The sequence below is a fragment of the Paenibacillus sp. Z6-24 genome (assembly GCF_054161335.1).
On record NZ_CP096398.1, the window covers coordinates 4,349,473 to 4,361,726 of the forward strand.

The following is a 12,254-nucleotide window of genomic DNA, read 5'->3' on the forward strand; positions in this document are numbered from 1 at the left end:
TGGAGGTATCCGCTTATGAATTTAATCTTAAAAAAGTTATTGAGTGTAACAGTTGCAAGTATTATCGTTCTTTCTTCAGCAAATCTTGTTTCAGCTACTGAAACAGATAAATTTCCAGAAAGTGATGTTATTCCAGATGGATATTCTATTATTAAACAATACGATATTAATAGTGATTCTTCAAAAGTTGCTAGTCCATTACAGTTAGTCCCTGATAAAACTCAGCAAAATACATTTAATAAAAATTCATTATTAGAAGAATCAGCAACAGAATCTACCTATATCTCTAACATTACAAATAATGAAACTCATCTTTACAGAGAATTAAAAAATATAAATAACGGCGAATTAATGAAGCAATATGTGACAGATATTTCAGCTGCAGCAGTACCAGGTAATAAAGATCAGTCAGATACACAAAAAGATAGTAAATCCGATGTCACTGTTACAATTAGAATGTTTTATCATGCTAAAAATAAAGACGGTAACACATACTACGGATTAGACAAAATTTATTATCGTTATGAAGGTACGCCTGACCGAAGTAGAATATCTGCTGTAACAGGAGGCATTAATCAGCAAGGACCTGGAATTAATGGTAGTGGTCAACTACAGTCTACTAAAATACAACCTCAATATGGATTAGAATTCGGAAAAACCATTCTTATTGATTTGAGTAATAAAGGATGGGTTGAAGTTCTAGATGGAGGATTGCTTACTCAAATGGGAATAGAACTTGTTGCTGGTATATCAAATTCAGGAGTTGTACATGAATTTAGATCACCATTCTTTATAACTGGACGATTTTAATCATAATGTAAAGTAACTTGATTCAATAATTGTGAACATAGTATCTAAAATAGCAACCGTTTCTCTTACTTCTAGTAGAGACGGTTGCTATTTAATTATATCTTTTAAACTTTTCAACTTCTTAAAATTTATTGAAAAATATTATACAGTTTTATAGTTAATGTGGATTTCTATAATTACACGATTAACTGGTTTACTCCATCTATATAGCACTATAGTCAATTAGTTAATTTTTTTGTAGAATAAGAAGACATGTGGTATAAGATATTAAATATGACATATCATGTGATATTAGTCCCCCTCTTTAATTAGAGTAAACGAAATGGAGGATTTTATGAAGAAATCTAGGTTTATGTGGTTATCCATGGTTTTCCTTCTTTTCTTCGTGGTATGTGCCGGTAACTTAAGCCAGACGGCCACTGCCCAAGCCGGAGAAGGCAAGACGTATTCTATTGGAACGGATGTTACTTTTGCACCGTTCGAATTTCAGCAGAACGGCAAGTATGTAGGGATCGACCTTGATCTGCTCGCTGCCATTGCCAAGGATCAGAATTTCAAATACGAGATCCGGCCGCTTGGTTTTAACGCTGCCGTACAAGGTCTGCAATCCAATCAGCTCGATGGCATGATTGCCGGTATGAGTATTACCGATGAGCGCAAGCAGACATTTGATTTCTCGGAGCCTTATTATGAATCCGGTGTTGTTATGGCGGTACGCCAGGATAACAATGAAGTCAAAAGTTATGAAGATTTGCGCGGACAGCGTGTTGCTGTCAAAACAGGTACAGAAGGTTATAACTTCGCCAATTCGATCAAGGACAAATATGGATTTACACTCGTACCGTTTGATGATTCCGTGCAAATGTACGAAGAAGTGACCACAGGCAATTCGGTAGCCTGCTTTGAAGATTTTCCCGTGGTGGCATATGCCATCCAAAAAGGGGTGCAGCTGAAGACCGCTACGGAAAAGGAAAGCGGTGCTCCTTACGGTTTTGCAGTCAACAAAGGCCAAAACCCGGAACTGCTGCAAATGTTCAACAAAGGACTTGCCAATGTTAAAGCAAGTGGAGAATATGATCAGATCGTCTCCAAATACCTGGGCAGCGCCAAGCCTGGTGAAGAATCCACTACACCACCTGCACCGGTCAGCAAATGGAAAGTCGTGTCCGATGCGATTCCAGCCCTGCTGAAAGGTCTCGGAATGACCCTGATGTACACGATCCTTTCTCTGTTCTTTGCATTTATTCTGGGATTGATCTTCGGCTTTATGAAAGTAAGCCCGAGTAAGACGGCCCGTGCGATCGCGACTGTATTTGTCGATATCTTCCGCGGTATTCCGCTGCTCGTACTCGGATTGTTTATTTACTTTGGTATTCCCGGCGCTCTCGGCTTTAAAATGCCGCTGATTGTGGCTGCCGTACTGGCACTCAGCCTGAATGCCGGTGCTTATGTGACAGAGATTATCCGTGGTGGTATCCAGTCGATCGACAAAGGACAATTGGAAGCTGCACGTTCACTCGGTCTGTCACACCGTACAGCCATGATCAAGGTTATTATTCCACAGGCAGTCAAAGTGATGATTCCATCGTTCATCAACCAGCTGGTCATCACACTGAAAGATACGTCCATCATGTCTGCTATTGGTCTAATCGAGCTTACCCAATCCGGTAAGCTGATCGTAGCCGACAACTATCAATCTACCGTCATCTACGGAATGGTTGCCATCATGTACCTGATCGTAATCACAATTCTGACCAAGATTGCAGATGCGCTCGAAAGGAGAACACGCCGTGGGTAAAGTTCAAATTTCCAACCTCAAAAAGAGCTACGGCTCCAATGAAGTACTCAAGGATATCAATATGAAAATCGACGAAGGCGAAGTGGTATGTGTTATCGGGCCATCCGGTTCCGGTAAAAGTACGCTGCTGCGCTGCGTGAACAAGCTGGAGGAAGTGACTGCCGGTGAAGTGATCGTCGACGATTACAACATCAGCGATCCCAAGACCGATATCAACAAAGTACGCGAAAATATCGGGATGGTATTCCAGCACTTCAATCTGTTCCCGCATATGAGCGTACTCAAAAACATCACTTTCGCTCCGGTCGAGCTCAAAAAGCAAACCGAAAAAGAAGCGAGGGAAATCGCGCTGAAGCTGCTGGATCGCGTTGGTCTGGCTGACAAAGCGGATGCATTCCCTGCAAGCTTGTCCGGCGGTCAGAAGCAGCGTGTGGCGATTGCCCGCGCGCTGGCGATGAACCCGGATGTAATGCTGTTTGACGAGCCAACCTCTGCGCTTGACCCGGAGATGGTCGGCGAAGTACTCGGCGTTATGAAAGACCTGGCGAGCGAGGGCATGACGATGATGATCGTTACCCACGAAATGGGCTTTGCCCGTGAAGTGGCTGACCGCGTTGTCTTTATGGATGGCGGATACATCGTGGAAGAAGGCGAGCCGGAGCAGGTATTCGGCAATCCGCAGCATGAGCGTACGATCAGCTTCCTGGAGAAAGTGCTGTAAGCGAACCGAATATAGGCCTGCCGCAAACAGGAACTTTGCTAATTTGGAACACAACTTACCACTGTACACTCGTATGACCGTATAACTATAAAAAACCGCGTATAGAGCAGAGATGCTCTGTACGCGGTTTTTTGCGACCTGTGATTGATGAGGTGACAGACTATTTGTCTCTGTCCCATTTAGCTGTCCCGTTATCCAATCTGCAGTCCAGCCACCGGGAAAAATCCTCGCAATCCGGTGTCACTCCACATTGCTGTGTTTGGCAAATGCAGCGCCATGCTCCACATGCTTCAGCTCTCCATAGCTCAGGCAGACCGCATCCAGCAGAATATGGGTACACTGGTCAAACAGCGAACCAAGCGGCTGGATGCTGGCAGCCTCGCCTTCGCGGCGATATTTGGTAGCTGCAGGGATATGCAGCAGCTGATCAGCGAGCTGACCAAGCGGCGATGACTCGTCGGTAGTTACCGCCACGATGGTGCAGCCCAGCTCTTTCGCTTTCTCGGCGGTCCATACGGCTGCCTTGGTCGTGCCGGAGCCGGATACGGCGATGAGGATATCGCCGGATGCCAGCGCCGGTGTGATCGTCTCCCCGATTACGTAGGAGTTCGCTCCCAGGTGCATGAGCCGCATCGCAAAAGATTTGGCCATGAAGCCGGAGCGTCCTTCCCCGGTGACGAAGATACGGCCTCCTGCAGCGAGTGTCGCGGCAAGTCCGTTTATTGCTTCTTCCGGTACACGGCTAACGACCTGCTGAATTTCTTCCAGAATGCGCTGTGCCTTGATCGATGAGGTGGTATTAGTCATGAGTATGGACTCCCTTCGGCATATTTTGCATCACTTCGTTAATACGACTGCGGATATCACGTGCCGCCCGGGCAGGATCATCGGCTTTGGTAATGGCCGAACCGACGATAACGACGGATGGCTGATCCTGCAAAATGGCCGGCAATGTCTCCAGTGTAATGCCCCCGGCTGCAGCGATGGATGGACACGCAGCGAGCGTGATGTCTTGACTTCTTTCATTCTCGGTGCCTGCTACCTTCTGGCGATGCTCATGAACCTCTTCACCCAGTGCCTGACCGATGCGCTCCTGATGCTCCTGAACCCCTTTAGCCAGTGCCTGGCCGGTATGCTCCTGTTGGTACTCCTGATTCCCTTTACCCAGCAGTTGGCCTGTGTGTTCCTGCTGATCCTTGCTCACATGCTGGCACAGTACAGCCTCTGTATAACGCTGCAGCTCCATTGTCCGCTGCGGCGATACATTCAGCAGATCAATCATGACCGTACCGCCATGAGCCTGTGCAGTCTGCATACACAGATCCAGTGTGGCATCCGGTGCAGCAGCCATGACGGTCGCCACATCCGCCCCTGCACGAAAGCAGAGTTCGAATTCGTATTTGGCGTTATCGATCGTCTTGATATCCGCCACGATGACCTTGTCCGGGAAAGCTTCCTTCATCCGGCGCACACTGTCCATACCGAACTCCTTGATCAGGGACGTGCCGACTTCGATCCATTCCACGGCATCCTGCACCTGACGGGCCATATCGACCGCCTGCTCAATCGTCATGCGATCCAGCGCCAGCTGAATGCGTACAGGCTGTACAGCACCCAGGCCATCTGCTGCGTCTGTACCGGCATGCAGGTTCGTACTATTGTCCGTACTGGCATTGGGCTTGGCATTGTTACTGTTACCGAGATTGACCTTGCTATTCGTATTAGTAAAGCCTGTCTTGCCGATTTCCAGCTTACTCATTTTTTCTTCCACCTCTCCGATTGCAGTATGATTTAGCTCCTATCCACTATTCCCTATTTATCTACTATTTCGTACTCGTCCAATGCGCACTGGAGTCGATATTATTTGGAAGCGACTTTCCGATTTGTGTCGGCACGACCGTTTCTTTTATATCCATATCTCCTTAGAGCTGGGTCGTTCTCACTTTCTGTTTCCAGTTCTTTTTGCCGCTCGTACCCTGTCCGGTCGGAGTCGACTGCTTATTGCTTTTGCCTACAGTCATCGTCAGAATCGCCGACAGCAGCAGCGAACCGGCCATGAACATATACGAAGCGTCAAAGCCGCCAGTCAGATCATTCAGGTAACCAACAATATACGATCCGGCAAAGGAACCCAGTGCACCGAGACTGTTCACCAGCGCCATCGCGCCACCGGCCACATTACGCGGCAGCACTTCCGGTACGATCGCGAAGAAAGGTCCATACGGTGCATACATCGCTCCGCCCGCAATAACGAGCAGGACAAAGGAAATCCAGAAATGATCCGGTCCGATCAGATACGAACCGTAAAAGGCCAGCGCACCGATCAGCAGGAACGGCCAGACGAATCCTTTGCGAATCTGCATTTTATCGGAAAAGTAGGACGTCACCAGCATCAGAATAACCGCCAGCAGATAAGGGACCGCAGATAACCAGCCGGTCGATACCATATTCATGTTCGGTGCTTTGGCGATGATGGAGGGCAGCCACATTACGAATCCGTATACCCCGATACTCCAGAAGAAATACTGCAGACACAGCTTGATTACGGTCGGCGAGCGGAAAGCTTCGCGGTAGTTTTTCACCTGCTTCATGCCTGCCTGTTCATTATCCAGCTCGGTCTCCAACGCTTGTTTCTCCGCATTGGTCAGCCATTTGGCTTCGGATGGTTTGTCCTGAACCACTTTCCACCAGATAAAGGCCCAGATAATCGCCGGCATCCCTTCAATGATGAACATCCAGCGCCAGCCGACCGAAGATACCAGATAACCGGACACAATCGACATCCACAGTACAGTAGCCGGGTTACCGAGGATCAGGAACGTATTCGCCCGGGAACGCTCTTTATTTGTAAACCAGTGCGCATTGAACACCAGCATCGCCGGCATGACAGCGCTCTCCACCACACCCAGCGCAAACCGGATAACGATCAGCACATCCACATTGGTCACCATACCGGTCGCCGCAGCCAGTCCACCCCACAGGATCAGCGACCAGAACACCAGCTTCTTGGCGCTGCGCTTCTCCGCATAATGGGCACCGGGAATCTGGAAGAAGAAGTACCCGAGGAAAAATAAAGCTCCCAGCAGCGAAGACATCGCTGCCGATATATTGAGATCATGTGCCATCCCGGATGCTGCGCCAAAACTGTAATTGGCACGATCCAGATAGGCCAGACTGTAAGTAATGAAAATAATCGGAATCAGTCGCAGCCAGCGTGAAGCCGGCAGCGGAGTAACAGATTGCCCGGATGTGCCATGATTGTTGGTAGACTTTACATTTCCCATGTTAGTTCACTCCTTCCAGAGATGAGGATGTTACTGAGGAAGCTGCAGTGGCATGTACAGATGGCTCTGCCGGGACAATCAATCGTGCGGTCTGCTGCATATACTGCTGCAGCTGTTCTTCGGTCGGATAACCTTCATGGTCGCCGACCGACTGTACAGCCAGCGCACCGATCGCACAGCCGCGGCTGACCGCCTGCTCCAGCGGCAGTCCGGCGAGCCAGCCGCTCACCGTACCTACGGCAAATCCGTCACCGGCACCGACCGTATCGATCACTTCGGGTACGATGAATCCCACCACTTGGCCGGACTGCTCATGGCTGTAATAGGCGGCGCCGGATGGCCCCAGCTTCACCACGACGAGCTTCACCCCGCGATCCAGATAGAACTGTGCAATCTGCTGCGGGTCACGGGAACCTGTCAGTATCTCGCCTTCCTCGATCCCCGGCAGCACCAGATCGGCATACGCGGCAAATTCATTGATGACGCTCACCATCTGCTGTCGGCTCTCCCACAGCTGCGGACGCAGATTCGGGTCAAAGGAAATGCTTCTGCCCATCTGCTTCATCGCCAGGATCACCCCACGAGCAAACTCCCGATTGGCTGCAGATAATGCCAGTGGAATACCGGTCATATGCAGATGCCGTGCCGAGGTAAAGTATGCCTCATCCAGCTCTTCCCGGTTCATCCGGCTCGCTGCCGATCCTCTGCGGAAATACTGTACTTCCGGGTCACCGGAAGTAACTCTCGACTTGAGCTGGAAGCCGGTCGGAGACTGCTTGTCGGTCAGCACATGTCCCAAATCTACACCTTCACCCAGCAGCTTCTCACGGACAAAGGTACCAAACACATCACTGCCCACACGGCTCGCCCAGCCGGAACGCAGTCCCAGTCTGGCAAACCCGATAGCCGCATTCGCTTCCGCTCCTGCCAGTCTGCGGCTGAACAGACTCACCTCATGCAGCGGCCCGGATTGCTCCGCGACAAACATCGCCATCGCTTCTCCAAAGGTAACCACATCCAGCGCAGGATGCCCGTCTGTCTGTACGTTCTGTACATTTCCATACTGCTGTGACATGTTCTCTTCTTCCTTTCCTTCGCCAGCCAGCAGGCTGCAGTAATGAGAGATTGCGGTATCGTCCGTCAGTGTAAATTCAATCGCCCGCAGCGCCGTACGAGGCAGCTGGCGGATGATTCGTCTCCACAGGGCATCCGGCTCTTCCGGCAGCGGCAGAGTGACCACTTCGTCAGCATGAATCACGGAATACTTGGCATGAATATAGGAGACGTAGGGTGACAGCTGCCCGGCTGCCTGCAGTGCATCTTCATAACCGGCGTACAGCCAGTTGCCGGTGTCCAGTGTCATGCGGACCGGAGGCATGCCTTCCAGTGTCCAATTCTCTATTTCCTGGAAAAAGGCCCGCAGTCGTGCCGGGTCACCGCCATAGGTCGTCTGGTCATTTTCAATCAGCAGTTGTACTTTTTTTCTGTTCGAATGATTTTTGTTTTTTTGATTTGTATTTTTTGGTAAATAATACGCTTTCAAAAATGCTTCAAGTACTGCCAGCGGTGACAGCTCTGCATCGTAGTGTCCGAGCGACAGCTTGACCTTATCGGCTCCAAGCAGCTCTGCTTCATTTAACGCCAGAGAGAGTACGTTCGCATCCAGCCGATAATCTTGCTGCCACAGCTGCATGGGTACCGAATAGATCGTCGTCTGCAGCCCTGTCGACTGTATCGCCTGCCGACATGCTCTCAGCTGGCTCTCTATATTCTCGCTGTCCGTGAACAGCTCTCTACGGATCTCGATGCCCTCCGCTCCAATACGGGCTGCTCTTGCGGCTGCTTCCATCTGTGTCTGCTGCCCGGATACCACTTCACTGAATACCGACGTAGGGATGATGATTCTCATGCTGTATACTCCTTCCTCTCTCTGGTCATGCCTGCGGATTTGAAATTAATAATGATGTGCGAATCCCGATGCTTTATTTATTGAATGATGGATTTCGCTGGATTGTATGTTCTTTAGTATTTTGTATTCTGTAGCATTATGTGTCCTGTAGCATTGCTTGTTCTGCTTGATTTCATAAGCAAAACGAGAATCTTTCCTGCTATACATATAAACCGTTAATCGCTTACATAAACCGATTTAGTAAATCGATTTATAAAATCAGTATAAACCTGTCATTTTATAATATCAACCTTTTTTTGTAAGCGTTATCTATAAAATATTTCTCATTCCCGGATAAGGCGGATCGATCCATATCATGCAGTTTGTACCCTGACAGCGCAAAAACGCAGCTGCTTTTTACAAGCGGCTGCGTACTGGTCCTGCTAGTGGGATATTATTTTTCTACTACTATATTGGTTATGCCTTCTTTGCCAAAAGGAATATTCGCCTCCCGAATACAGTCAGACCGGCACAGACGGCCCGGACGATTCGCGGATCATCAAGCGGCAGGAGAACTGCTTTTCCTGAATCGGCGGCCATTCCTGCTTGCGGCTCTCCGCTTCAATATCTGCCAGCAGCATCGCAGCCGCTTCACGCCCCATCTCGTGGGCAGGCTGTACAATCGTCGACAGTGTCGGCGTGAGCAGCTCGGCGAACGGAATATTATCGAATACGATCAGCGCCATATCGCGGGGAATCTGCAACCCTTTTTCCTTGAGAAAAGCCAGCGCTTCCAGCAGCACCAGATCATTCCCGGCAATAATCGCTTCCGGCAGTGCATTTTGCTGCTCCAGCTCCATCAGCCGCTGCTTGAGCTGGCTGACCTCTTCGGAGATCACGAGCGGCTCGATCTGCGGCAGCTGTTCCTGCATGGCCCTGCGGTAACCTTCGACGCGCTCCAGACGGGTGGAGATGGATAATGGAGCGGTCAGCATCGCTATACGCTTGTACCCGGCGCCGATCAGATGTGTGGTCGCTTCATGGGCAGCCTGTTCATTTTCTACCACGACCCGGTTGACCGGCACATCCTCCAGCTTGCGGTCGATAAAGACCAGCGGGAATTTCTCCTCGACCAGCTTGCGATAGACCGGAGTGAGCGATCCCGAAGGAAAGGCGATTACACCGTCCACCTGCTTGGACCGGAGCATCTCCAGATCATTTTGCTCCCGGCTATAGTCTTCATCCGTATTGCAGAGAATAACGCTGATTCCCTGCTCCCGGCAGTAGCTCTCGATGCCACGGCAGATCTCGATCGAGAAGTGATGCAGCATATTCGCCACAATGACCCCGATCGTAAAGGTACGCTTCTGCTTGAGTCCCCGGGCCAGTATGTTCGGTCGGTAGTCCAGCTCCCCGATTGCAGCGGCGATCCGTTCACGGGTAGCGGCACTCATATATTCATAACGCCCATTGAGGTACTGGGAGATCGTGCTTTTGGACACGCCTGCCTCACGGGCTACATCAGCCATCGTTACTTTCGCCATATGTGCATTGCCCTTTCTTTAGTGACGATTCGTGGATATACAGGATTAATGATTGCAGATGCTTCTGTTACGGTTCCCTATTTTCCGGTATGATTCATCCTTATCATAACCTGCGAACCGGCTGCTGCTCAATACAGCAGTTAGCCCGCAGATATCGGGATGTGTGCGGTGCACCGGAATATCACCGTTCCCTCGGCAAAAATAGATAACAAAGAGACCGTTCTCTTCATTAAATGAATCTTCCGGTCTCTGCTCACTGCAAGGGTTATTTATTTTTGTCATAGGATAAAATGGTATTGAACAGCACCTGAATCTCGGCAGAGATTGCAGACATGTTCTGCAGGGCTTCCTGGAAATTAACGACCAGCTCGGCCTGCTGCGTGGATGAAGAGGAAATCTGCGAAATATCTCCTTCCATCTGGACAATAGAGCTGCGAATATCGTTCAGTGAGTCTTCAATCTGTCCGGTGGCCTGCTTGGCATCCACGGAAAGCTTGCGTACTTCCTGAGCAACAACGCTGAAGCCTGCGCCAGCTTCACCGGCACGTGCGGCTTCAATCGCCGCATTCAGTCCGAGCAGATTCGTCTGTTCGGAGATTTCACGGATGACACCGGTAATCTGGGTGACCGAAGACGATTTGCGTACCGCTTCTTTGGAATTGCGGAGCACCTGATTGGATACGGAAGACAGCTGATCGGAATGGGACGCGACATGATGCACATTGCTTACGAGCTGGCTGGTGATTTCTGCCGCTGCATGCATCAGTTCTTCCATCCGCTGCTTGTTGTCCATGCTCATGCCGAGTGCAATGACAGCTGCGACCTGTCTTTTCTCATCATGGATAGGCACATATAACACATCGACAGCGGTACCCAGCACTTCCTTGGGAAAATGCAAAAAGCTGCGTTCGGTTTTACTTTTCAGAAATACAAAGTTCTGTTGATCCGGCGGTAGTACGTCTCCCGCATGCAGACCAATATTGAACGAGCGGGCAGGTGAAGCATATAACACACGTTCCCGGTCCATAACGGCCAGCATACAATCTTCCCGAATCAGCTGCTGTATGTACGGCATCGACTGAACAACGGATTCCACAATACTCATTTTTTTATCCCCCTGAACAATGGTTTGGCCAATCTCTACTCTTTTAGTATCGGCAGAGCGGCTTCCATCCATAATATGCAAGGGGATAATTCCCAAATCTTACTGGGATTCCAACCGGATCGGCCTGTTATGTACAAAGGAATCCTGCGGGTTGGTCACTCGCAGGATTCCGGCAGCACCGGATCCTCTATCCTTTTGGCGGTATCATTCTACCCAATCTGCTGCAGACTGCATACCGGATAGATCGATCCATGGTCTGCTTTCGTTGTTGCTCTAATTTACTATATATTCTACGTGCTGCTTACCGCTATCTCAAAACTACACCTGGTTGATATGATCCAGCATTCCGTCTCTTGTTATCTCGGGTCACTGTCACTTTCCCAGGTATAGGTCGTCTCAATCGTAACATCCGCTGTGCCTGTTGTGGAGAGAACTACCCGGTAAGGCACAGGAGGAATATGGATCACATCTGTGGGTACCCGGTAATAGACGCTGTCCGAGCCATTAATCAGCTTCACCTGGACCGGGTTCCACTTGCGCGTCTCGAAGTTATACTTTTCGATCGACACGACCATCAGGCCATCCTGCTGTACATCCAGCCCCACATAACTATCTCCGGACGAATTAAATTGAGCGGCTACAAAGGCACCGTCCTTCTCGGTCAGGGTATAGTAGTCGACCGTTGTATTGGAAGTATCCTGAGTTTTTATCGTGCCTCCACCCTCTGCAGCGACACTGCTAACAGGCGCTGCACTGGCATAGCCCCCGGCTGTTGCTGTCAGCAGCGTACCTGCCAGCAATAAAGTGTAATATTTTTTGTTTTTCATTGTTTTTCTCTCTCCTTCTATTATACAGAAAAGTGCAAATATGTTCGGTGAATCGGTGCGTATCCAACTAGTCTGCTGAGGTTATCACCTCCCTTCCAGGCCAACTCCTGTCTTGATACAGGCAAATCTCTATGTAGTTTCAGATCGCTGCTTAACATTCACTATACTTTAATTTTAATTGAAAATATAACATGCTGCATGATCCCTGTTTCGTATAATAAGGATAAAAAGATCACTTATCAATAGTTATGCACATATAGCTAAGAAGCTTATGAAA

General features: G+C 49.4%; 10 protein-coding genes. 3 read left to right on the forward strand and 7 right to left on the reverse strand.

What is annotated here, in order from left to right:
• The first annotated feature begins 15 nt into the window (after positions 1-15).
• The 3 genes from M1D61_RS18845 (at position 16) to M1D61_RS18855 (ending at position 3,329) form a co-directional block, all read left to right on the forward strand.
• Complete coding sequence (locus tag M1D61_RS18845) at positions 16-810, forward strand: hypothetical protein (protein WP_458120127.1); 795 nt, start codon at positions 16-18, stop codon at positions 808-810.
• A gap of 334 nt (positions 811-1,144) precedes the next feature.
• Complete coding sequence (locus M1D61_RS18850) at positions 1,145-2,608, forward strand: amino acid ABC transporter substrate-binding protein/permease (protein WP_458120128.1); 1,464 nt, start codon at positions 1,145-1,147, stop codon at positions 2,606-2,608.
• Complete coding sequence (locus tag M1D61_RS18855) at positions 2,577-3,329, forward strand: amino acid ABC transporter ATP-binding protein (RefSeq protein ID WP_458120129.1); 753 nt, start codon at positions 2,577-2,579, stop codon at positions 3,327-3,329. The genes M1D61_RS18850 and M1D61_RS18855 overlap by 32 nt, the downstream gene beginning before the upstream one ends.
• Positions 3,330-3,569: 240 nt before the next feature.
• Here the strand turns inward: M1D61_RS18855 and hxlB are convergent, their stop codons facing one another.
• The 7 genes from hxlB to M1D61_RS18890 form a co-directional block, all read right to left on the reverse strand.
• Positions 3,570-4,136, reverse strand: a complete 567-nt coding sequence (gene hxlB, locus M1D61_RS18860) for a 6-phospho-3-hexuloisomerase (RefSeq protein WP_458120130.1) — start codon at positions 4,134-4,136, stop codon at positions 3,570-3,572.
• The gene (locus M1D61_RS18865) at positions 4,129-5,088 is read right to left on the reverse strand and encodes an orotidine 5'-phosphate decarboxylase / HUMPS family protein (RefSeq protein ID WP_458120131.1); all 960 of its coding nucleotides are present in this window, start codon (positions 5,086-5,088) and stop codon (positions 4,129-4,131) included. Before M1D61_RS18865 ends, hxlB begins: the two co-directional genes overlap by 8 nt.
• A gap of 163 nt (positions 5,089-5,251) precedes the next feature.
• On the reverse strand, positions 5,252-6,613 hold the full coding sequence (locus M1D61_RS18870) for an MFS transporter (protein ID WP_458120132.1): 1,362 nt from the start codon (positions 6,611-6,613) through the stop codon (positions 5,252-5,254).
• A 1-nt stretch (position 6,614) separates the two neighbouring features.
• Positions 6,615-8,522, reverse strand: a complete 1,908-nt coding sequence (locus tag M1D61_RS18875; protein WP_458120133.1) for a PfkB family carbohydrate kinase — start codon at positions 8,520-8,522, stop codon at positions 6,615-6,617.
• Between the two features lie 500 nt (positions 8,523-9,022).
• Complete coding sequence (locus tag M1D61_RS18880; RefSeq protein WP_458120134.1) at positions 9,023-10,045, reverse strand: LacI family DNA-binding transcriptional regulator; 1,023 nt, start codon at positions 10,043-10,045, stop codon at positions 9,023-9,025.
• Between the two features lie 265 nt (positions 10,046-10,310).
• Positions 10,311-11,150, reverse strand: a complete 840-nt coding sequence (locus M1D61_RS18885) for a methyl-accepting chemotaxis protein (protein WP_458120135.1) — start codon at positions 11,148-11,150, stop codon at positions 10,311-10,313.
• A 356-nt stretch (positions 11,151-11,506) separates the two neighbouring features.
• Positions 11,507-11,977, reverse strand: a complete 471-nt coding sequence (locus tag M1D61_RS18890; RefSeq protein WP_458120136.1) for a hypothetical protein — start codon at positions 11,975-11,977, stop codon at positions 11,507-11,509.
• Between the last annotated feature and the right edge of the window lie 277 nt (positions 11,978-12,254).

What these genes read in the sequence shown, in the direction of transcription:
- M1D61_RS18885 (WP_458120135.1), bottom strand. Translation starts at nt 11,150, where the DNA reads ATGAGTATTGTGGAATCCGTTGTTCAGTCGATGCCGTACATACAGCAG.
- M1D61_RS18880 (WP_458120134.1), bottom strand. Translation starts at nt 10,045, where the DNA reads ATGGCGAAAGTAACGATGGCTGATGTAGCCCGTGAGGCAGGCGTGTCC.
- M1D61_RS18875 (WP_458120133.1), bottom strand. Translation starts at nt 8,522, where the DNA reads ATGAGAATCATCATCCCTACGTCGGTATTCAGTGAAGTGGTATCCGGG.
- M1D61_RS18890 (WP_458120136.1), bottom strand. Translation starts at nt 11,977, where the DNA reads ATGAAAAACAAAAAATATTACACTTTATTGCTGGCAGGTACGCTGCTG.
- hxlB (WP_458120130.1), bottom strand. Translation starts at nt 4,136, where the DNA reads ATGACTAATACCACCTCATCGATCAAGGCACAGCGCATTCTGGAAGAA.
- M1D61_RS18845 (WP_458120127.1), top strand. Translation starts at nt 16, where the DNA reads ATGAATTTAATCTTAAAAAAGTTATTGAGTGTAACAGTTGCAAGTATT.
- M1D61_RS18865 (WP_458120131.1), bottom strand. Translation starts at nt 5,088, where the DNA reads ATGAGTAAGCTGGAAATCGGCAAGACAGGCTTTACTAATACGAATAGC.
- M1D61_RS18850 (WP_458120128.1), top strand. Translation starts at nt 1,145, where the DNA reads ATGAAGAAATCTAGGTTTATGTGGTTATCCATGGTTTTCCTTCTTTTC.
- M1D61_RS18855 (WP_458120129.1), top strand. Translation starts at nt 2,577, where the DNA reads ATGCGCTCGAAAGGAGAACACGCCGTGGGTAAAGTTCAAATTTCCAAC.
- M1D61_RS18870 (WP_458120132.1), bottom strand. Translation starts at nt 6,613, where the DNA reads ATGGGAAATGTAAAGTCTACCAACAATCATGGCACATCCGGGCAATCT.